This window comes from Pseudomonas sp. GL-RE-29, from assembly GCF_019947275.1.
GTDB classification, from domain to species: domain Bacteria; phylum Pseudomonadota; class Gammaproteobacteria; order Pseudomonadales; family Pseudomonadaceae; genus Aquipseudomonas; species Aquipseudomonas fluorescens_A.
Genome location: NZ_JAGYGD010000031.1, coordinates 1 through 20,684, shown reverse-complemented (window position 1 = coordinate 20,684; position 20,684 = coordinate 1). Strand labels below are relative to the sequence as shown.

The window sequence follows — 20,684 nt, the reverse complement described above, 5'->3', positions numbered from 1 at the left end:
AGTTCCTGAGATTTCACGTTTGTTGTAGCGAAGCTCGAACCGGGTATTGCAGCGACGAAACAAGTGCGGCGGAGCCACCCTCCTCACCGCGCACGAGTTTGCTTTCTCACGGCATTTATTCGGCAAGAGGTGTATTCGTCATGACTCAACAATTCGACATTCCGGTTTCGCAGACTTTCGAGCATCCAGCGCCGATCAAGAAGCCGTTCAAGGAAAAACTGCGACCGTGGTTGATGATGGGCGTCCCTGCCCTTTTCGCGGCGGTTGGATACGCACATTACATGGCGGGCCAGCCCTTCGTTTCCACTGACAACGCCTACGCCCGGGTGGCGAAAACCTCGATCAACGCGCGCATTTCCGGGCAAGTCGTGGAAATTGCGGTCGAGGACAACCAGTTGGTTCACAAGGGCCAGGTGCTGTTCCGGATCGACCCGAAACCCTTGCAGATCGCCGTCAACCGTGCCGAAGCACAGCTGAGTGTCGCGCGGCTGCGCATCGATGGCCTCAAGGCCAGCTACCGGCAGCAACAGGCGGAGTTGCAATCGGCCAAAGAGTCGGCGGATTTCGATCAGCGTGAATTTGCCCGGAAGAAGGCGCTGGTGGCCACCGAGTTCGTTTCGCGGGCCATTTACGAACGTGCCGACACCGATCTGAAAGTGGCCCGGCAACGCATCGCCTCGGTCGAACAACAGATCGCCAGCACCGTTGTGGCCTTGAATGGCAATCCGAACATCGAAGTCGACAGTCACCCGAGCATTCGTGAGGCCAAGGCGCAACTCGACGAGGCGCAGCTGTACCTCTCGTATGCGACGGTCTACGCGCCGGACGACGGCATCGTGGCAAAGGTCGACGATCTGCAAGTCGGCAACTTCGTCAACAACGGCGCGCCGGCCTTCGCCCTGCTTTCTGATCGCGAGATCTGGATTGAAGCGAACTTCCGCGAAACCGAAGTGACGCACATGCGCCCCGGCCAGGAAGCGACGATCAGTATCGACACCTATCCCGATCATGTCTTCAAGGCCCACGTGACCAGCATGAGTCCCGGCGCCGGGTCGGACTTCGCCCTGCTTCCACCGGAAAACGCCACCGGCAACTGGGTCAAGGTTGTCCAGCGGGTGCCGGTGCGCCTCGAACTCGACGAGGCAAGTCCCGCCCTGCCCCTGTTTTCGGGCACCAGCGCCACGGTCAAGGTCGACACCGGCTATCGCACGCCATGGTGGCATCCGCTCAAATCGTTGATGACCGCAGGAATCTTCTGATGAACGCCAACGCTGGTGGGACCCCAAGTGCGGCGGGCTCGCTGCGGTTCGCGGTGTTGCTCGCGACTTACATGCAGTCGGCGAACCTGCCGCTTCCGAATGCGGTACTGCGATTGATCCAGGGCACGATGTCGATGACCGACGACGAGGCCGGGTGGATTTTCACCGCTTACCTCGCGGCGAGCGCCATCACCATGCCGATTGCCCAGTGGCTGGCCGGACGCTACGGCTTGAAGCGGGTTTATCAAACCGCCCTGGCCTTTTTCGTCCTCGGCCTGTTACTGGCGACGGCGGCCACGACTTCGCTGGAATTCATCGGCGCGCGGATTATCCAGGGCCTCGCCAGTGGCGTTCTCGCGCCGCTTTCGATGGCAATTGCCATGGAAACATTGCCCCTCGAGAAGCGCATGAAATTTGGCGCGACGTGGACCGCCATCGTGTTGTTCGGCATCGTCAGCGGCCCGAGCATCGGCGGCTGGGTTGCCGAGCATTTCGACTGGCGCCCGATCTTCTACATCAGCCTGCCGTTGGCGGCGTATATCTTCCTGATCGTGGCGCTGTTGCTGGGCGAGAAGAAAGCCGAGAAACCGCCGACATTCGACTTCTTCGGCTTCGGCACCTTCACGTTGGGGTTGATCAGCCTGCAAATGCTGCTCGACCGTGGAGAACGCCTGGACTGGTTCCATTCGACCGAGATCTGGCTGGAAGCCTTGGGTTGTGCGCTGGGGCTCTACCTGTTCGCGGTGCACATGGCGACCAGGAAGGTGCACTTCCTCAACAAGAGCCTGTTCAAGGATCGCAACTTCGTACTGTCGACGATCATCTTTTTCGCCGTCGGTTTTGTGCTGTTGTCGACCATGGCACTGACGTCGCCGATGCTCGACGAGATTCTCGGCTACCCGCCTGACACTACCGGTTCCCTGACCATTCCGCGCGGAATCGGCCTTGTTGGTGCGTTCTTGCTGATGGGCCGTGTGCCGGAGCGTTTCGATCGCCGCTGGTTCGTTGCGGTGGGCGTGGCGGTGGTGATTTACGCCAACTGGATGATGCTCGGTTACTCACCGTTGATGGACTGGTCGCCGGTGGCGATTGCCGGCGCCATCCAGGGGATCGGCATCGGCATGTTGATGCCGGCACTGACCAAAGTGGCGTTCAGCACCCTCGACCCCAAGCTGCGCCCGGAAGGCACTGGGCTGTTCAACCTGTCCCGTGTCTACGGCAGCACCATCGGCGTGGCGATCGTGCAGCTCTACTTCTTCAACAACACCCAAGCGATGCACATGGCGCTCGCCGCCAACGTGACGCCCTATCGCGCCGCCGCGCATCCGGCGATGGCGTCGATGTCCTTGCCGGCGCTGGAGGGACTGAACCACCTGATCACCCATCAGGCCGCATTTATCGCGGTGGTCGACCAATTCAAGATTTTGATGGTGGCGATGCTGGTGGTGAGCCCGCTGGTTGTTTTTCTTCGCAAACCCGTTCCGACCAACTAGTTTTCGTGGAGTCTGCCAAATGAAATTCCGTCATCTGTCCCAAACGAAAATCGGTGCGCTGTCGGTTCTGACTTTGCTGTCGGCTTGCACCGTCGGCCCTGACTTTCAAACACCCGCGGCGAGCCCTTCGCAGCACTACGACCAACAAGCCGAGCAGCGACTTGGCCACGGCGGTGACACCCCCGGTGATCAGCGCATTGACCTGGGCAAAAAGGTCAACGGCAACTGGTGGTCGGCGTTTCGTTCGCCGAAGCTTGATCAGCTGGTTCGCCGAGCCATCGACGGCAATCTCGAACTCGTCGCCGCTGACGCGACCATTCGCCAAGCGGCCTCCTCGGTCGCGGCCGCGGAAGGTGCGCTGTATCCGCAGGTGGATTTTGCCGCCGCTGCGGGCCGCCTACGGACCCACAACACCAAGGAGCCTTCGGTCTCCAACTTCTATGCGATTGGCCCGCGGGTTGGTTTCGACCTGGATGTTTTCGGTGGTAACAAGCGCCTGATCGAACAGCAGCAAGCGTTCACCGATCTGCAGAAGCATCGTTACGAAGCGGCCTACCTGACATTGACCGGCGACGTGGCGAGCCAGGCGTTGTTGCTCGCCTCGGCCAACGCACAGATTCAAGCGGTCGAGAAGCTGCTGGCCAACGACACGAAAAACCTCGACCTGGTGCGCCGGGCACACGCCAGCGGCAGCACTACGCAGATTGACGTTTCGCTGGCCGAGACACAGCTCGCGCAGGACCGCACGTTGTTGCCACCGCTCGCCCAACAACGGGATGCGGCGCGCCACGCGTTGTCGATCCTGACGGGCAAAGGCCCGGGCGACTGGATCGCGCCTGATTTCGACCTCACCGAGTTCGCCTTGCCGTCAAACGTTCCAGTCAGCCTGCCTTCGGAAATGGCCCACGACCGGCCCGATATCTTGCAAGCCGAAGCGCAACTGCACATGGCCAGCGCCGCCGTGGGTGTCGCGACCGCGAACCTTTATCCCCGCGTAACGCTGTCCGCCTCTTTGGCCCAGGCTGCGTCGGGCAATGGCGGTGCCGCACTCTGGGGGTTCGCGGCGGGGATTGCCGGTCCGATCTTCAACGGCGGCACGCTTCAGGCGGAACGCCAGGCTGCTGTCGACGGCTACAAGGCGACGCTCGCCGGCTACCAACAAACCGTTATCAGTTCGTTCGGCCAGGTCGCCGACACCTTGCAAGCCATCAACCACGACGCCGAACAATTGCGCGCGCAGGAAGATGCGTTGCAAGCGGCGGACAGCAGTTTTCGTTTGAACCAGCAAGCCTATGCGCAAGGCCAGAACAGCATCCTCCAGGTGCTGGAGGCGGAACGTGCCTATGAGCAGGCGTTGCTGGGCCACATCCGTGTGAAGACCGCGCAGTACCTCGACACGGTGCAGCTGTTCGTCGCGCTCGGCGGTAATTCCGTCGGCGTGTTCGAGCAAAGAGTGGCCAGTCGAGAAGACCACAAACCTTCGTACCAATAGCGCGCACGCGCACTCACGATCATTTATATGAGCGGCCACTTCCGCTGCGCGACGGTGGCCCCGGATGGAGAAAAGAGATGTCTTACGAACCCATTTTCGATGCCCTTCGCGAAACCAGATTTCCACTTAACCACGGCACCGGCGCGATGCCGGCGGTTGGCTTCGGCACGCTGTTCCGGGATCTGAGCGTGACGACCCAGGCAATCAAGCAAGCGTTGGAAACCGGCTTTCGCCATTTCGATTGTGCAGAACGCTATCGCAACGAAGAAATGGTCGGTGTCGCCATCAAGGACTTCCTCGACACCGGCAAGGCCCGGCGCGAGGACCTGTTCATCACCACCAAACTGTGGAACACCAACCACCGTCCCGAGCGGGTGCTGCCGGCCTTCGAAGCCAGTTGCCAGCGACTTCAAGTCGACTACATCGACTGCTACCTGATCCATACGCCGTTCGCCTTCCAACCGGGTGATAACCAGGATCCTCGCGACGCCTTCGGTCACGTCATCTACGATTCCGGCGTGACGTTGATCGACACCTGGAGAGCCCTTGAACAACTGGTGGATGATGGTCGGTGCAAGTCCATCGGCTTGTCGGACATCACCCTGGAGGCTTTGAAAGAGATTGTCGCGGTGGCGCGAATCAAACCCGCCGTGGTGCAGGTCGAGTCCCACCCTTATCTGCCGGAATGGGAATTGCTGGAATTCTGCAAGAAGCACGCAATCATCGTCCTGGCCTTTGCCCCGCTGGGCCATGGCATGCAACCGAACGTTCTGGAGGACAGCGTGATTACCGGGATCGCCCGACATCTACAAAGAACCCCGGCCCAGGTTGCACTGGCCTGGTCTGTTCAGCGGGGCGTGGCTTTCCTGACCACGTCTGCGACACTGAGCCATATCCGCGAAAACTTTGATATTTCTACCCTGCCCCATCGGGCCATGCATGAAATCCGCGAGGACATTACGACGCGGATACGCTTCAATTCGGTCGTGGAAACCGGTGTACCTGGCTTCATCCCGCGCAAGCAATGACCTACGACAAAGGGCGGTCCCGTCGGGGGCCGTCCCTTTTGAATGATTTTTTCGAGGTGAACCGATGGATGTTTTCCAGACCATGCGCTTCTTCACCGCTGTCGCCCAGACCGGCAGTTTTACCGCGGCAGCGCAGCTGTTGGACACCACCACGACCAACGTTTCCAAAGCCGTTTCCAGCCTGGAAGCGAGGCTGCAAACACGCCTGATCAACCGCACGACCCGACGCCTGGCGCTGACCGAAGCCGGCCTGCGTTACTTGCAACGTTGCGAGAAAATCCTTGAGGAAGTCCGTGACGCCGAGGAGGAAGCAGGCACTGCCCAGATCAAGCCGGTTGGCCGGTTGAAGATTCACGCCATGTCCGCCATTGGCAATCATTACGTGATCGATGCCATCGCCCAATACCGCGAAACTCATCCTTCCGTGTTGTTTGATTTGACGTTGACCAATCGACTGCCCGACTTGCTGGAAGAAGGCTATGACATGTCGATTGTGCTGGCACGGGACCTGCCCGACTCGGGATTTGTCGCCCAACGTCTGGGCATCACCTACAGCATTCTCTGCGCCTCGCCGGCGTATTTGAAGAAACGCGGAATCCCCGATTCACCGGGTTCACTTGCTGCACACGATTGCTTGAGAATCGTCAACACGGTCATGCCCGTCGATCACTGGGCATTTGAAGGGCCTGAAGGCATGGAAACCATCCACATTCCCGAGTCGCCCTTTCACGTCAACACGGCCGATGCCATGACCGTGGCCATCACCGCCGGCATGGGTATCGGAATCCAGCCAATTGCTTCAGCCGTTGATGGTCTGAGGACGGGCACGCTGGTACGGGTACTGCCGCAGTATCACTTCGAAGAGTTGAATCTCTACGCCATTTACCCGTCGCGTAAATTCGTCGATGCAAAAATAAAAACCTGGGTGGAGTTTCTGAAAAACTGCATTCCCGGGTTATTGGCTACCGATGAAAAAATTGTACGTTCATCCCTAAAACGCTGACTTGGATTGAATTCCTGCGCACCGCCGGATGGAGTGTCGACCCCCCATCGCCCGCACGGCACTCAACCGCTTGAACAGCCAGTGCCAATTACCTGGTACTGCAGGATGTGGCGTTTCCCTTGTGAGTCTTCATAGGTCATTTGCGCAGACACCGGTCCGCACTCGGCCGGAACATCGCTCAGCGCAATGACTTTCTTGATGTCCAGTTTCGATTCGTAGGTGTAAGTCTCAACCGCTGTGTTGCTGGCCTGGACCTTGGCCTGGCTTTCTTCAGCAAAGGCTTGTGCGCCGATGCAGCTGAGCGCCAGGAAAATCGCGATCTTTGAAATGTTCATGAGGTTCACCGTCTCGTTCAAGTGGGCTGACTTGTACCTCGTGAACCCACGTCATGGGTTCACGAGGTAGAGACGATGCTAGGGGTTTGCAGCGGTGCTAAACAGCGCTTCGCGGGACAAACACTGTTAACAAAAATCGCATAATGAGCGGCGTTCAAAGTCTTGGCGACATTGCAGGAAGCTGTCGCCAAGACGATTGGTTGTTTCAACTCAAACTAACTTGACCGTGACGTTGATGTTGTTGCGTGTGGCTTTCGAGTACGGGCAGTACTTGTGCCCGGTCTCCACGAGTTTTTGCGCGGTTTCGCGATCAAGTCCCGGCAGGCTGACATTTAGCCGCGCCTGAAGCAGGTAGCCACCTTCATTGGTGCCCAGGTCGACCTCGGTATCAACCGCCACATCCTTGGGCAACGCCACTTTCAATTCTTTGGCCGCAACACCCATTGCGCCGATAAAACAGGCTGACCAACCGGCGGCGAACAGTTGCTCAGGATTGGTGCCACCGCCTCCCGCGCCCGGCGAGGACAGTTTGACATCCAGAATGCCGTCGTCGCTGCGGGATGCGCCGTCCCGGCCGCCAGTGGTGTGGGTCTTGGCGGTGTACAGTACTTTGTCGAGCTGGGTCATGATGATCTCCTGATTGAAATGAGGTTTATGCATTTTCAGGTGAATCAGAAAAGCGGTTTTCAAGCCTGATGCCGAACACTGAACCCGTGGCGAGGGAGCTTGCTCCCGCTGGATTGCACAGCAATCCCATTTTTTGGGGCCGCTGCGCGCCCAGCGGGAGCAAGCTCCCTCGCCACAACTACTCATTTGTACGCATTTGCTCGTCGGGGCCACTGCTGCGGACCCGGTCTATCAATATAGACGTCGATGGTCAGGCGGGAGGTCGATCCGACAAAGGCCACCTGAAAGATAAAAAGATCGCAGCCTTCAGCAGCTCCTACAGCGAGGACCCACTCCCCTGTAGGAGCTGCCGAAGGCTGCGATCTTTTGATTTGTTGATCACTTACCCGCCAACTTAAACCTCACACAATCATCATAAAAACTCTGCTGCACCGCCGCAGGCTTGATCCGCGTCGGGCTGTCATAAGTTTGCTCGGTTATACCCATGGCCATCATGCGCATCCACGATTTGGAAAACTTGTACGATTGAATCTTTGCCCGCGCGGCATACAAAGAAACCCCGGACAACTTCAATTCCTGAGCTTTTGCCGCCGTTCCTGCGCCCCAACTGCACATATAACGATCATTGGGCTTTAGTTCCTTGGCCTGGGCAGAAACTGCAAGACCGGCGAGGCCCATCGAGATCAGCGCTATCCATACATTGCGCATTTACATTCAACCCTAACCACCTGAAATTGCGGCGATTCTGGCGAAAGGTGAAAGGCTCGGGGGCCAGCATAGTGCCTCATCGGACATAGACTGACCCAAGTCATGAAACAAAAGTCATTTTCTTGCGACATTTCAATCCTTTGCTATAGCTATGTGTCTATTCGCCAACTAATGGGGCAACGGAATGTCAGTCGCAAAGAAAATGAGTGTGGGGCAACTGACGATGTTGACCGCCGTCAACATGTTGGGCTCAGGGATCATCCTGTTGCCGTCAAAACTCGCGGAAGTGGGCGGAATTTCCATTCTTTCCTGGTTAATCACTGCCACCGGCTCACTTGCACTGGCCTATGCCTTTGCGCGATGCGGGATGCTCAGTCGAAAAACCGGTGGCATGGGTGGTTACGCTGAATACACCTTCGGCAAGGCCGGTAACTACATCACCAACTACACCTACGGCCTCTCGCTGTTGATTGCCAACGTGGCGATCAGTATTACGGCGGTCGGCTATATACAGGAGCTGTTCCACATTCAACTGGACTCACTGCAAGTGGGTCTGGCAACCATTGCGTTGCTGTGGATCACCACCTTCGCCAACTTCGGCGGTGCGCGAATCACTGGCCGGATTGGCGCGGTCACCGTATGGGGCGTGATTGCACCGGTGGTGCTGGTGTCCACCGTTGGCTGGTTCTGGTTCGACAGCAGCGTGTACGCCGCCGGCTGGAACCCGCACAACATGGGCTGGCTCGACGCCGCAGGCGCCTCGGTGGCGATCACCTTGTGGGCCTTCCTCGGCCTGGAATCCGCGTGCGCCAACACCGACGCGGTGGAAAACCCCGAGAAGAACGTGCCGATTGCGGTACTCGGCGGCACCCTCGGCGCGGCGGTGATCTACATCGTTTCCACCAACGTGATCGCGGGCATCGTCGATAACCCGGAACTGGCCGCCTCCACCGCACCGTTCGGTCTGGTGTTCGCCAAAATGTTCACCCCTGTGGTCGGCGACATTGTGATGGCCGCCATGGTGCTGGCTTGCATCGGTTCGCTGCTGGGTTGGCAGTTCACCATTGCCCAGGTCTACAAAAGCTCGGCGGACACCGGCTACTTCCTGTCGATCTTCGCCAAGTCCAACAAGGCCGGAACGCCGATTGTCGGCATGCTGGTGCTATTAGCCGCGCAAACGGCGCTGGGTTTCCTCACCATCAGCCCGGACCTCAGTAAACAGTTCGACACCCTGGTCAACCTCGCGGTGGTCACCAACCTGGTGCCGTACATCCTCTCCATGGCCGCGTTGATGACCATGCAGAAAGTGTCCAACGTACCGGCCGGCAAGGCGCTCGCCACTAACATCATTGCCTGGGTAGCCGCTGCCTACAGCTACCTGGCGCTCTACAGTTCAGGCGAGCAAGCGTTGATGCTCGGCGGCGTAGCGACCATCTTCGGCTACACGCTGTTCGGCTTCGTCAACAACCGCTTGATTCGTCTTGAAGCACTCAACAACAGCGTACCGACGCAAACCGTCAGCGCGCAGCACATCACGGGCAAACCGGTGCCGGTGAACAGCCTGAATAAAGCCACTCTGGAGGTCAACGCATGACGGAATATAGACACTCACTCGGGATGCTCGCGCTGCTGGTCAGCAGCCCGGCGGACAAACGCACCGTATTTGGCCGCGCCCTCGATCAACTGGTCAGCGATGTTGAAGGACGTGGCGTCAGCGTACTGGCCTCGGAAAGTCTTAGCGATGCGGCGTCGATTCTGCGCTCGGACCCGGCGGTCCAATGCGTGTTGATCAGTTGGGAAATGGACACCAGCGAAGGCCATGAAGACTGCATCAAATTGCTGGTCAAACTGCGCGAACGCAACACGCGGGTACCGGTGTTCCTGATCAGCGACCGGACCACCGCGTCGAGCATTCCGTTGTTGGTCATGCAACACGCCGACGACTTCATCTGGCTGCCCGAAGACACCAGCCGCTTCCTCAGCGGCCGCATCCTCGCCGCCATCGAACGCTATCGCCAGGCTGCCCTGCCGCCAATGTTCGGCGCGCTGGTCAAGTTTGCCCGATCCTATGAATATTCCTGGCACACCCCCGGTCATGCCGGTGGCACAGCGTTTCTGAAAAGTACGGCGGGCCGGGCCTTCTACGAGTTCTTCGGGGAAAACCTGCTGCGCTCCGACCTGTCGATTTCGGTCGGTGAACTGGGCTCGCTGCTCGATCACAGCGGCCCGATCGGCCAGGGCGAGCGCTACGCCGCCAAGGTGTTCGGCGCCCATCGCACGTACTACGTGACCAACGGCTCGTCGATGTCCAACCGCGTGATTCTGATGGCCAGCGTCACGCGCAATCAGATCGCATTGTGCGACCGCAACTGCCACAAATCCGCCGAACACGCGATGACGCTGTCAGGTGCCCTGCCGACCTATCTGGTGCCAACGCGCAACCGCTACGGCATCATCGGCCCGATCCTCCCGCAAACCCTGAGCGCCGAGGGCGTCAAAGCGGCTATCGCCAACAACCCGCTGGTCAAGGAAGGCATCGACCCGACGCCGGTCCACGCGATCATCACCAACTCCACCTACGACGGCCTGACCTACAACGTCACCCGCGTCGAGGAACTGCTGGGCCAGAGTGTCGACCGCCTGCATTTCGACGAAGCCTGGTACGGCTATGCGCGCTTCAACCCGCTGTACCGCGACCGCCATGCCATGCACGGCAGCCCGGACGATCACGACGAGTCCAAGCCCACCGTGTTCGCCACCCAGTCGACCCACAAGTTGCTCGCTGCCCTGTCCCAAGCCTCGATGATTCACGTGCGCAACGGCCGTAACCCGATCGAACACGGGCGCTTCAACGAGTCGTACATGATGCACGCCTCGACGTCGCCGAACTACGCGATCATGGCCTCCTGCGACGTCAGCTCGGCCATGATGGAAGCCCCTAGCGGGCAGATTCTTACGACTGAATCCATCGAAGAGGCCGTGTCTTTCCGCCAGGTCATCTCGCGCATGCACCACGAGATGCACGGCAAGGACGACTGGTTCTTCACCTGCTGGCAGCCGCCGACCGTTCAGGTGGGCAACGCGACGGTGCCATTCCATGAGGTAGACCCGGTACTGCTGAAAATCGAGCCAAACTGCTGGGTACTACATCCCAACGAGGTATGGCACGGTTTCGGCGACATCGAAGAAGGCTACTGCATGCTGGACCCGATCAAGGTCTCGGTGCTCAGCCCCGGCATGGGCGACGACGGCAATCTGCTGGCCTCGGGCATCCCGGCGTGCGTGCTCACGGCGTACCTCGGTCGCCAGGGCATCGTCGTCGAGAAAACCACCGATTTCACCATCCTGTTCCTGTTCTCCATCGGCATCACCAAAGGCAAGTGGGGCACGCTGGTCAACGCCTTGCTCGACTTCAAGCGCGACTATGACGACAACGCCGAACTGGAGCTGTGCCTGCCGGACCTGCTGGCCGCCAACCAGGAACGCTACGCTGGCATGGGCCTCAAGGACCTGGCCGACGAAATCTTCGCCGCCATGAAGCAACACAAAACCACCGCCAACATGTCCCAGGCCTTCGGCACCCTGCCAAAAGCCGAATTCAGCCCGGTGGAAGCCTACGAGAAACTGGTGCGCAACGACATCGAACTGGTGACCCTGGACGAAGCCGCCGGGCGCATCGCCGCCACCGGCATCGTGCCGTATCCACCGGGCATTCCACTGCTGATGCCGGGCGAGAACGCAGGACCGGCGGACGGGCCGTTGCTGGCCTATCTCAAGGCGCTGGAAGCCTTCGACAGATCCTTCCCCGGTTTCACCCATGACACCCATGGGATCGAAAGCGAGGCCGGGGTTTACCGGATGCTGGTGTTGAAATGAGGTAACTCAGGCTCTCCGTAATCCCTGTAGGAGCAAGCTTGCTCGCGATAGCGGCGGTACATTCAAAATTGATGTATCAGAAAGTCCGCCATCGCGAGCAAGCTTGCTCCTACAAGGATCTCCTTCAGCTGTCGGATCTCCTTCAGTCCAAAACCCTATGGGCAAATTCGATCACAGCGCTCTATGATTGAACCCCATGACCACCACTGCTCCGATTCGCCAACCCTGCCCGCCCGGTGCCTGCGATTGCGGGCGTGACCCGTTGCTGGAAACACCGGGAGCGGACGTGCGCATCCTGTTTCTGACCCGCGCAGAAGAAAAGCGCCTGATCGAGCGCCTGGAAAACCTTTCAAGCCTCAAAGACCTGGAACACCTGCAACAGCGGATGTTCGAGCAGTTGGGCATCCGTGTGGACATCGTGCCCAGCTTCAACGAAGTACGGACCATGCGCGGTATCGGCATCTACGTCGGCGAACTGCCAGGACTGTGCCGCAAAACCCGCGCCTCGATCCCCGCCGCGATTCGTCGCGCCATGGAAAAACGCCCGGAAATCGCTTACGACGTGCTCAACGCCAACGACCTTTTGCGGGATGCGTGATGACTCCCCTTCTCGAATTTCCCGTCACCGACGAAATACTTACGTCCTTCGCACTGACGATCGGCCCTGATCTGCAGGGCTATCGCAATCACATCTATCGAGTGCTGAATTTCTATTGCGCGCTCAGAGGCTTTGAAGGCCTGCCGCCAGAGCCGGTGCAAATCGCGGCGGCGTTTCACGATCTGGGCATCTGGACCGACGACACCCTCGATTACCTGCCGCCCTCGGTGCAACTGGCCAGCCATTATCTCGATCACCGACAACGCCAGGATCTTGAAGAAGAAGTGAGTGCACTGATTCTGGAGCACCACAAAGTGCGCCCCTATCGCTTGGCCTGCGCCGCCAGCGTCGAGCCGTTCCGCCAAGCCGATGTCATAGATGTGTCCCTTGGACTGGTGCGCTTCGGCCTGCCCCGGGCGTTGATCAAAACCGTGCAATCGACCTTTCCCGATCACGGCTTCCATTGGATGCTGATGCGGCGCTCGGCACGGCAATTCATTCGTACTCCGCTGCGACCGCTGCCCATGTTTCGCTGGTGAAACAGGCATCCGCTCCCCATCCGGAAAATTCATCAAAAGAGGATCAGCGGTCGTACACGCAAGGCGGGACGCTGCTATGCCTTCACATGGAAGAGATCGACGTGCCCTTGGTCCCGGCGCCAACCAGGTGCGCGATGAAATACAGGTGCCGATCCCTCGGAAGGAGGTGGCAGATGCTATTCATAGTCAGCTGGAAGATCTGTTCGGAAAACCGAAACCATGTGATCGAACGCTTCCTCAAGACCGGCGGTGTTCCACCCGAAGGCGTGAAGATGCATGGACGTTGGTACGCCGTGGGTGGCACGGCGGGTGTCGGCATTGCAGAAGCCAGTGATGCAATCCCGATTCAGAAGTGGGTCCTGGAATGGAGCGACCTCATGACCATGGACGTCCAGGTGGCCTTGACCGACGAGCAGATGGCGCCACTGCTGGCCGGCATCGTGTAGGAGCTGCCGCAGGCTGCGATCTTTTGATCTTAAAAACAACATCAAAAGATCGCAGCCTGCGGCAGCGCCTACAGGGACCGCGTTATCGCACTTTGCGTAGCAGGAAGTGCGACAGCGCCGGGATCAGTACCAAGGCCCCGACCATGTTCCAGATAAACATGAACGTCAGCAGGATGCCCATATCAGCCTGGAACTTGATCGGTGACCAGGCCCAGGTGATCACGCCAGCGGCCAAGGTGATACCCACCAACGCCACCACTTTCCCGGTGAACGCCACCGCATTGCGGTAAGCCTCGGTCAGCGACAACCCGGCACGTTGCTGCGCCAGTTGCACACTCAGTAGGTACAGCGCGTAATCCACGCCAATCCCCACACCGAGGGCGATTACCGGCAGCGTGGCGACTTTCACCCCCATGCCGAGCCAGACCATCAGCGCCTCGCACAGTATCGACGTCAGCATCAACGGCACCACCGCCACCACCACTGCGCGCCAGCTGCGGAAAGTGATGAAACACAACACGATCACCGCGCCGTACACATACAACAACATGGTCCGGTTGGCCTCGCGGACGACGATGTTGGTCGCTGCTTCGATCCCGGCGCTACCGGCAGCGAGCATGAACTGGCGCTCGCCGTTGCTGTGTTCGCGGGCGAAGGTTTCGGCCACTTGCACCACACGATCGAGGGTTTCGGCCTTATGGTCCGAGAGGTACGCCACGATCGGCATCATCGAACAATCGTTGTTGAACAGGTCCGGGCTACTGACCGAGGCCTGCTGCGCGCCATAGTTCAGTACGTTCTGGTTGCGGGCGATGGTCTGCCACTTCGGATTGCCTTCGTAGGATCCGGCGGTGATCTGCCGCACGGCATTGACCAGCGACACCGTGGTCTGCACCCCCGGTTGTTGTTGCAACAGCCAGCCCAGACGATCAGCTTCCACCAGGCTTTCGTACTTCAGGCAGCCTTCGCTCGGTGTCTTGAGCATGACCGCGAACTGGTCGCTGGACAGCGAATAGTTGGCGGTGATGTAGGCATTGTCGCGGTTGTAGCGTGAATCAGAGCGCAGTTCCGGCGCACCGGGGTCGAGGTCGCCGATCTTCAAATGCTGGCTGACGGCAATCCCGCCCACCGCCAACAAACCGGCAACAGTCACGGCAACGGTGGCCCAACGACGCTCGGTGAACTTGTCGAGGAAACTCCAGACCGCGCCGATGCCCTTGTCGCGCAGCTCTTTGTTCTCGGCGCGCAGGCTGCGCTCGCCAGCCTTGCGGCTGACGCCCCAGTAAGACAGCAATACCGGCAGCAACACCAGGTTGGTGAAGATCAGCACCGCGACACCAATGCTGGCGGTGATTGCCAGGTCCTGGATCACCGGAATGTCGATCAGCATCAACACCGCAAAGCCCACCGCATCGGCGAGCAAGGCTGTCAGCCCGGCAAGAAACAGACGGCGGAAGGTGTAGCGCGCCGCGACCAGTTGATGCGTGCCGCGCCCGACGTCCTGCATGATCCCGTTCATCTTCTGCGCGCCGTGGGACACGCCGATGGCAAACACCAGGAACGGCACCAGAATCGAAAACGGGTCCAGTGCATAGCCAAACAGTGCGACCAGTCCCAATTGCCAGACGACAGCGATCACCGAGCAGAGAATCACCAGCGCCGTGCTGCGCACACAACGGGTGAAGTAGAAGATAATCGCGGTGGCGATCAGCGCGGCGGCTCCGAAGTACAGCATGACCTGCATCAGGCCATCGAGCAGATCGCCCACCAGTTTGGCGAAACCGATCACACGGATCTTCAGCGGGCCTTTGCCCTCCTCGCCCGCCACGCGAACGCTGCCTTCGAATTCGTACTTGTCGCGCAACTTCTCTTCAAGGGTTTTCGAGAACTGGTGGTAGTCGATGGCCTCGCCGTTGACCGGGTCTTTCTCCATCAGTGGCACAAAGATCATGCTCGACTTGAAGTTGTTGCCGATCAGGCTGCCGACGATCCCCGAACGGGCGATGTTCTGCCGCAGCTGCGCCACGCTTTGCGCCGAACCGTCGTAGGAGTCCGGCATCACCGGGCCGCCTTGGAAGCCAGCCTCGGTGACTTCGGTCCAGCGCACCGCCGGGGTCCACAGGGACTTCATCCAGGCACGGTCGACGCCCGGGGTCACGAACAATTCGTCGTTGATCTCTTTCAACGCGTCCAGGTAGTGCGGGTCGAAAATATCACCATTGCTGCTCTCCACCACCACCCGTACCGCGTTGCCCAGACCACGCAAGGCCTGACGGTTTTCCAGGTAGTTTTTGATGAAGGGCTGGCTCTGCGGGATCATCTTTTCGAAGCTGGCGTTGAGCGTCAGCCGCGTGCTCGCGAAGTAGCTCAGCGCCACCGTCACCAACAGGCAGGCCAGCACCACCCACAGGCGGTTATTGAAGATCAGCCGTTCCAGGGCGTTGCCGGAGCGCGCATCGAAGCCCTTGAGCTCGCGGACCACCGGCATTGTTTCGAGTTCGTAATGACCCATCATGTTGTTCTCTTTGTGAAGCCGGGCTTATTCGAGAGGCTGCTGGCGCAGGCCACGGGTACCTGCGAGCACCACTGAACCAGCGTTGGCCACTTGTACGGCGGCGACCGGGGCCAGTGTGGTGTTTGGCTGCAATTGAAAGCTGACGCCGTCGTCGCTGCTGACCAGCACGTGGCCGGCCTGGCTGACCAACACGATGCGGCCATCGGCGGTGATGCTGCTGGCGGTAATGCTCAGCGGCAGGCCGATATCGATCTTGCTCCAGCTCGCCCCGTCATCGGTGCTGCGAAAGACGTTGCCGCGCAGACCGAACACCAGCGCCACACCCGGCTTACCGGTGACGCCAAAGAAGCTGCCGTTGTACGGCGTCGACAGCGCGTTGAAACGACCGCTCGCGCGATCCAGCTTCATCACCAGGCCTTGTTCGCCGACGATGAACAACTCATCACCGACGGGACGCACCGCGTACAGGTTCAGCGCGCCCGGGTTGTCGGTGTGCTCCAGCAACGGCGTCCAACGCAGGCCGCCGTCATCGGTACGGAAAATCAGATTGAACGCGCCGACGATGTAGCCGACCCGCTCGTTTTCAAACCAGACATCCAGGAAAGGTTTGTCGGCGCCCTCCTCGACCATGCGTTGCGCATCGCCGACCCGTGTTTGCAGGTCCGCGTCATCGGGATGGTTGTCGAGTTGCCGCTGGTAATAAGCGAGCATGATCGGACCCACCTGACGCCCGTCCAGCTGCCGACGCCAGGTTTCCCCGCTATCGCTGCTGTGCAGGACGACGCCATCGTGACCCACGGCCCAGCCTCGCTGCGGCGTCGGAAAGTGCACGGCCACCAGATCGGAACTGACCGGTACCTGTGCCTGCTGCCAATGCTGGCCCGCATCATCGGAATACAGAATGTGCCCGCGCTGGCCCACGGCAACCAGTCGCTCACCGGCGCGGGTCAGCCCGGTCACCGTGGAGCGCGCCGCCAGCTCGCTGCGCAGCGCCGGCGAATCGAGCACGTCGGCAAACTCACTGGCGATCACCGGGCGGGTGAACGGCACGGCCATGGCAGCCGACAAAGCGGCGAGAAGGAACCATCTGATCATTGTCATTATTGTTATCTCGGGTGCAACGTACACGATCTACAAACCACCACTGCCGACTTGTGGGAACGAGCCTGCTCGCGATGAGGCAGGCACATTCAACGCAGATGTCGACTGTCAGTCCGCCATCGCGAGCAGGCTCGCTCCCACAAAAGGCAGGGTTACGGGTCTAACGGATACCGGTACCGGCCAGCGATTCGGCGGACCACTGGGCCTTGGACAGTGGATCGATGTACTTCAGGCCACCGTAAGGACCGTAGAAGCCGTTGACGTTATAAGCTCCGGAAACCAGGTCGTAGAGCATGTGGTTGATGGTGTCCGGAGCCTGCACGTCGTAGCTGTAGGTGAGGTGCGAGAAGCCGCCGCGATAGAGCTGGCCACGGGCGTCGTACTCGTCGGATGCCAAAGCGATCCAGCTGTCTTCGTCGAGGTAGAACGTACGTTTGCTGTAGATGTGGCGCTTGCCCGGCTTGAGCGTGGCTTCGACCACCCACACCCGGTGCAGCTCCCAACGCAGCAAGTCCGGGTTCACATGGTTGGCCTTCATCACGTCGGCCGCGTCCTTGTGATAGCTCAGCTTGTAGGTGTTGTACGGCACATAGAGTTCTTTCTTGCCGACCAGTTTGAAGTCGTAACGGTCCATCGCGCCGTTGAACAGGAACGCGTCATCGTAGGTCGCCGCGCCGACAGTACCGGGGTTCGGCGTGTCGTAGGCCAGGTCCGGTGCCAGTTTCACCCGACGCTGCCCCGGCAGGTATTGCCAGGCGCGACGCGGCTGTTGCAGCGGGTTGACCGAGTCCATCAGCAGCAGCGCTTCGCCCGCACGACGGGCCGGACCGGTGTACGTCAGTTTGATCTTGTAGAAGGTCTCATCGGGACTGACAGGCCCCGCAGATCGGTTCGGCGCGTAGAGCGGGTATTCAATGTTGAACACACCGGTGGAGCTCAAGGACGCGGTACCAGCCGAGTCGACGTTCCACGAGTCGTACTTGTTGGTCATGGCCACGCCTTGGTAGCGCAACAAGTGGTTCCACATCGCTTCGTTGCCATCCGCCGGGATCGGGAACGGCACGCCCGGCAGAACGTTTTCCAGCGACAAGCCGCCATCCGTGGTCTTGGCGGTCACTGCGTTTTTCGCGGTGTTCTCCAGCACGGATTTAGGCAGCGTGACGCTGCGGTGAGTCGGGTACACGTCGAGGCGATAGCTCGGGTAGCGAGTGAGCAGCGCCTGGGCCGTCGCGGTGAGTTTGTCTTTTTGCTCGGCGAGGTTTTTGCCGGTAATTACCAGGCGCGGTTTTTCATTGCCGAACGGGTCCGGGCGAAACGCATCACCGGATTTGAAATCGGCCGGGATCGCGGTCAGGCCTCCGGTGAATGCCGGAATGCTGCCATCGGCGTTGGCGGCTTTGTCCGCACCGACCGAAGTCAGGCTGGTGCCGAGTTTCGCGGCCTGATCGGCGCTGACCGCCGCGTGGGCGGAACTTGTGACGGCCAGCGCGAGCGCGGTGGCCAATACTGATTTGACGAAATTCATGGGTATCTCCTGTTAACTCACAGCTCAAAGATCAGAGGGTGGTTTTGAAAGTGAAAGTGACCATGCCGCGATCCTTGAGCTGGGCCACGGTACCGGCAACCGCAGTGGTCTGGCCGGGAACGCAGTTGTACTGGCCGTTGGCGCCGGGCGCGGCACCATCGCCCTGTGCACCGGCGCCGCCGGCAGAGTCACAGGTATCGAAATCGCCGAAGTTATCGACGTACTTGAGGTCAAAGCGGTATTGGCTGCGCACGTCCATGCCGACGCCGACCGAGTAGCTGCCGGTGCCTCTGTTACCGCCCAGTTGCACGGAGGATTGGCCCGCGAGACCAACGTTGTAGCTGACCGGCATGGACATATCGATGCCGGGGAACACCTGGTACCAGGTAGGGTTGAAGTTCATCCCGAGGATGTAGTTGTCCTTGGAAACCTTGTCGACGCCGTGATACCAGTCCTCGCCCTTGAACAGTTGCTTGTTCTCGGTCACGTCCAGCCAGCGGCTGTAGCCGAGCTCGACCAGCAACGAGGAAGAATCCCACAGCGGGGTATCGCCAAACGTGGTCAAGCCGTTGAGCACCGCGTGCACCGTGTTGCCGCGCGCCACGCCGTTTTCGCCATCAAAGCTGCTGATGAAACCCGGTGCCTTCGCTGCGCCCAACGTCGGGTTGACGGTGGCCGGAACGCTGGACAGCGGCATGTTGTGGCGATAGTTGAGGTCGAAACCGACGCTCACACCGGCGACGCTTTTCGACAGGCTGAAGCCGTAGACATCAATGTCATCGACGTAGAACTGGTTGTAGCTGCCGGCATTGCCTGAAATCAGCTGCGGTACACCGACCGGCACCGGTTGCAGCACCAGATTGGGCAGGATGTCCGAAGTCTTGCGGTAGTAGATACCCATGGTGCCGTCGAGCCACGACGGGCTCCACTTGGCCATCAGGCCGAAATCGCCGCTGTGATCAGGGGTGTACGTGTGGCCGTTGGTCAGGCGCAGGAACTGATTGGCGCCCAAGGGGCCAGGCGTGCCGAATCGGGGGTTCGGTGCGGCGATCAGCGACAGGTTGTGGCCGCCGTTCTGGATGCCGTCGTTGAAGCCCAGGTAAGTACCGGACTCCGGCAAGCGCGCGGCGTCCCAGTCCAGGAAATATTGCGCGGCCAGGGTCAGCTCCGGGTTGACGGTAAAGCTGGTGGACAACTGGTTACGCGGAATGAACAGCTCTTTGGCTTCGGTGCCTGGCACAGCAAGCGCCTTGGACAAATCCAGGCCCGACTGGCCATAGCTGTTGCCGTGGGCGAAGGCCAGTACGCTCTCGCCCCAATACAGGGTGTGCTTGCCCGCTTTGCCGCTCAACAACGATTCGTCGCCGATCTCGGTGCTGCCGAACACGAAGGCGTCGAGGATTTCCGAGGACGGGCCGTTGTAATAACGGTCGGCATAGCCGCTCAGGTGATCCGAGTCCGGCCGGCCGTTGTTAAGTTGATTGGTGGCAGCGTTGCTACTGCCGACATCGTCATAGGCATGGTCGTACCAGCTGTTGGCGCTGACGCGGAAACCCATCTGTTTTTTGTACACAACGTCGAGTTCCGACAGCACATCGAGGCGCTGGGCGACCGGGCTGCCGGAAGAAAAATTGCGGTTACCGTCGTTGTTGTTCCAGGCGTTGGCCAGCTTGCTGTTCGCGGCTTCGACCCGCTGGGCGTAGTTGAACTTCACGGTGTTGTCGAAACGAACCGACAAGTCCTCATTCCCCGTATCAAACTCGAACGCCTGCACAGGCGTCATTCCCAACCCGGCGAGAACCGCCGATGCCAGCAGCCCGCGCCGCAGATTTGGGTGGCAGATCTTATTGTTGTTATTCATCTAGCGTGCTCGCCTTCTCTGTGGGTTCAAGAAAAGTCATTCAAGAAAATGCCGAACCGGCGGTGCGCCCTGCTCTGGGGAGCGCGAGCCGATTCAGTCGAGTCTGTTGTATCGCGAGGGGTGGGTGGGTCGCCGGTCAATTGCGCCAAATCATCGGTCAGCACAACGTGGGGGCGACAAAGCGCCCGTTTTCGCCCGCCGATACCCTGTAGGAGCTGCCGCAGGCTGCGATCTTTTGATCTTGATTTTTTTAAGATCAAAAGATCGCAGCCTGCGGC

18 protein-coding genes are annotated in these 20,684 nt (G+C 59.8%); 10 read left to right on the top strand and 8 right to left on the bottom strand.

From position 1 onward, the window contains the following. Positions 1-140: 140 nt before the first annotated feature. From KGB21_RS22305 to KGB21_RS22285, 5 genes are all read left to right on the top strand, one after another. A complete protein-coding gene (locus KGB21_RS22305; protein ID WP_223506744.1) occupies positions 141-1,259 on the top strand; it encodes an HlyD family secretion protein in 1,119 nt (372 codons plus the stop codon). Continuing rightward, positions 1,259-2,752, top strand: coding sequence for an MDR family MFS transporter (locus KGB21_RS22300; protein WP_223506743.1), 1,494 nt, complete (start codon positions 1,259-1,261; stop codon positions 2,750-2,752). The genes KGB21_RS22305 and KGB21_RS22300 overlap by 1 nt, the downstream gene beginning before the upstream one ends. Before the next feature lie 19 nt (positions 2,753-2,771). Then, entirely contained in the window at positions 2,772-4,244 is a 1,473-nt protein-coding gene (locus tag KGB21_RS22295) for an efflux transporter outer membrane subunit (RefSeq protein WP_223506742.1), read from the top strand. A 77-nt stretch (positions 4,245-4,321) separates the two neighbouring features. After that, positions 4,322-5,272 (top strand): aldo/keto reductase, encoded by a 951-nt coding sequence (locus KGB21_RS22290; RefSeq protein WP_223506741.1) that lies wholly within the window; start codon positions 4,322-4,324, stop codon positions 5,270-5,272. A 64-nt stretch (positions 5,273-5,336) separates the two neighbouring features. Then, positions 5,337-6,275, top strand: a complete 939-nt coding sequence (locus KGB21_RS22285; RefSeq protein WP_223506740.1) for a LysR family transcriptional regulator — start codon at positions 5,337-5,339, stop codon at positions 6,273-6,275. A 62-nt stretch (positions 6,276-6,337) separates the two neighbouring features. On the opposite strand, the gene KGB21_RS22280 is transcribed toward KGB21_RS22285, so the two are convergent. From KGB21_RS22280 to KGB21_RS22270, 3 genes are all read right to left on the bottom strand, one after another. Then, positions 6,338-6,610 carry a DUF2790 domain-containing protein gene (locus KGB21_RS22280; protein ID WP_034150306.1) on the bottom strand — a complete coding sequence of 91 codons (273 nt, stop codon included), beginning with the start codon at positions 6,608-6,610 and terminating at the stop codon, positions 6,338-6,340. 210 nt (positions 6,611-6,820) lie between these two features. Then, positions 6,821-7,237: an organic hydroperoxide resistance protein gene (locus tag KGB21_RS22275; protein ID WP_223506739.1), complete on the bottom strand. Its 417-nt coding sequence runs from the start codon at positions 7,235-7,237 to the stop codon at positions 6,821-6,823. A gap of 378 nt (positions 7,238-7,615) precedes the next feature. Further along, a complete protein-coding gene (locus tag KGB21_RS22270) occupies positions 7,616-7,945 on the bottom strand; it encodes a hypothetical protein (protein WP_223506738.1) in 330 nt (109 codons plus the stop codon). Positions 7,946-8,129: 184 nt separating this feature from the next. Between KGB21_RS22270 and potE the strand changes: the two genes are divergently transcribed. The 5 genes from potE to KGB21_RS22245 all read left to right on the top strand — a co-directional run bounded on the left by potE (position 8,130) and on the right by KGB21_RS22245 (position 13,404). Then, positions 8,130-9,539, top strand: a complete 1,410-nt coding sequence (gene potE, locus KGB21_RS22265; protein WP_223506737.1) for a putrescine-ornithine antiporter — start codon at positions 8,130-8,132, stop codon at positions 9,537-9,539. Further along, a complete protein-coding gene (locus tag KGB21_RS22260) occupies positions 9,536-11,821 on the top strand; it encodes an Orn/Lys/Arg decarboxylase N-terminal domain-containing protein (protein WP_223506736.1) in 2,286 nt (761 codons plus the stop codon). The genes potE and KGB21_RS22260 overlap by 4 nt, the downstream gene beginning before the upstream one ends. 196 nt (positions 11,822-12,017) lie before the next feature. Further along, positions 12,018-12,419 (top strand): hypothetical protein, encoded by a 402-nt coding sequence (locus KGB21_RS22255; protein ID WP_223506735.1) that lies wholly within the window; start codon positions 12,018-12,020, stop codon positions 12,417-12,419. After that, on the top strand, positions 12,419-12,958 hold the full coding sequence (locus KGB21_RS22250; RefSeq protein ID WP_034150311.1) for a hypothetical protein: 540 nt from the start codon (positions 12,419-12,421) through the stop codon (positions 12,956-12,958). Before KGB21_RS22255 ends, KGB21_RS22250 begins: the two co-directional genes overlap by 1 nt. 173 nt (positions 12,959-13,131) lie before the next feature. Continuing rightward, the gene (locus KGB21_RS22245) at positions 13,132-13,404 is read left to right on the top strand and encodes a DUF3303 domain-containing protein (protein WP_223506734.1); all 273 of its coding nucleotides are present in this window, start codon (positions 13,132-13,134) and stop codon (positions 13,402-13,404) included. An 82-nt stretch (positions 13,405-13,486) separates the two neighbouring features. On the opposite strand, the gene KGB21_RS22240 is transcribed toward KGB21_RS22245, so the two are convergent. From KGB21_RS22240 to KGB21_RS22220, 5 genes are all read right to left on the bottom strand, one after another. Beyond that, positions 13,487-15,916, bottom strand: coding sequence for an efflux RND transporter permease subunit (locus tag KGB21_RS22240; protein ID WP_223506772.1), 2,430 nt, complete (start codon positions 15,914-15,916; stop codon positions 13,487-13,489). Positions 15,917-15,943: 27 nt separating this feature from the next. Further along, positions 15,944-17,020, bottom strand: a complete 1,077-nt coding sequence (locus tag KGB21_RS22235) for a WD40/YVTN/BNR-like repeat-containing protein (RefSeq protein ID WP_223506733.1) — start codon at positions 17,018-17,020, stop codon at positions 15,944-15,946. A 160-nt stretch (positions 17,021-17,180) separates the two neighbouring features. Next, on the bottom strand, positions 17,181-18,545 hold the full coding sequence (locus KGB21_RS22230) for a DUF1329 domain-containing protein (protein ID WP_223506732.1): 1,365 nt from the start codon (positions 18,543-18,545) through the stop codon (positions 17,181-17,183). 31 nt (positions 18,546-18,576) lie between these two features. Next, positions 18,577-20,406, bottom strand: a complete 1,830-nt coding sequence (locus KGB21_RS22225) for a DUF1302 domain-containing protein (RefSeq protein ID WP_223506731.1) — start codon at positions 20,404-20,406, stop codon at positions 18,577-18,579. Between the two features lie 26 nt (positions 20,407-20,432). Further along, a partial coding sequence (locus KGB21_RS22220) for a hypothetical protein (RefSeq protein WP_223506730.1) occupies positions 20,433-20,684 on the bottom strand: 252 nt, incomplete at its 5' end.

What these genes read in the sequence shown, in the direction of transcription:
- KGB21_RS22305 (WP_223506744.1), top strand. Translation starts at nt 141, where the DNA reads ATGACTCAACAATTCGACATTCCGGTTTCGCAGACTTTCGAGCATCCA.
- KGB21_RS22300 (WP_223506743.1), top strand. Translation starts at nt 1,259, where the DNA reads ATGAACGCCAACGCTGGTGGGACCCCAAGTGCGGCGGGCTCGCTGCGG.
- KGB21_RS22295 (WP_223506742.1), top strand. Translation starts at nt 2,772, where the DNA reads ATGAAATTCCGTCATCTGTCCCAAACGAAAATCGGTGCGCTGTCGGTT.
- KGB21_RS22290 (WP_223506741.1), top strand. Translation starts at nt 4,322, where the DNA reads ATGTCTTACGAACCCATTTTCGATGCCCTTCGCGAAACCAGATTTCCA.
- KGB21_RS22285 (WP_223506740.1), top strand. Translation starts at nt 5,337, where the DNA reads ATGGATGTTTTCCAGACCATGCGCTTCTTCACCGCTGTCGCCCAGACC.
- KGB21_RS22280 (WP_034150306.1), bottom strand. Translation starts at nt 6,610, where the DNA reads ATGAACATTTCAAAGATCGCGATTTTCCTGGCGCTCAGCTGCATCGGC.
- KGB21_RS22275 (WP_223506739.1), bottom strand. Translation starts at nt 7,237, where the DNA reads ATGACCCAGCTCGACAAAGTACTGTACACCGCCAAGACCCACACCACT.
- KGB21_RS22270 (WP_223506738.1), bottom strand. Translation starts at nt 7,945, where the DNA reads ATGCGCAATGTATGGATAGCGCTGATCTCGATGGGCCTCGCCGGTCTT.
- potE (WP_223506737.1), top strand. Translation starts at nt 8,130, where the DNA reads ATGTCAGTCGCAAAGAAAATGAGTGTGGGGCAACTGACGATGTTGACC.
- KGB21_RS22260 (WP_223506736.1), top strand. Translation starts at nt 9,536, where the DNA reads ATGACGGAATATAGACACTCACTCGGGATGCTCGCGCTGCTGGTCAGC.
- KGB21_RS22255 (WP_223506735.1), top strand. Translation starts at nt 12,018, where the DNA reads ATGACCACCACTGCTCCGATTCGCCAACCCTGCCCGCCCGGTGCCTGC.
- KGB21_RS22250 (WP_034150311.1), top strand. Translation starts at nt 12,419, where the DNA reads ATGACTCCCCTTCTCGAATTTCCCGTCACCGACGAAATACTTACGTCC.
- KGB21_RS22245 (WP_223506734.1), top strand. Translation starts at nt 13,132, where the DNA reads ATGCTATTCATAGTCAGCTGGAAGATCTGTTCGGAAAACCGAAACCAT.
- KGB21_RS22240 (WP_223506772.1), bottom strand. Translation starts at nt 15,916, where the DNA reads ATGGGTCATTACGAACTCGAAACAATGCCGGTGGTCCGCGAGCTCAAG.
- KGB21_RS22235 (WP_223506733.1), bottom strand. Translation starts at nt 17,020, where the DNA reads ATGACAATGATCAGATGGTTCCTTCTCGCCGCTTTGTCGGCTGCCATG.
- KGB21_RS22230 (WP_223506732.1), bottom strand. Translation starts at nt 18,545, where the DNA reads ATGAATTTCGTCAAATCAGTATTGGCCACCGCGCTCGCGCTGGCCGTC.
- KGB21_RS22225 (WP_223506731.1), bottom strand. Translation starts at nt 20,406, where the DNA reads ATGAATAACAACAATAAGATCTGCCACCCAAATCTGCGGCGCGGGCTG.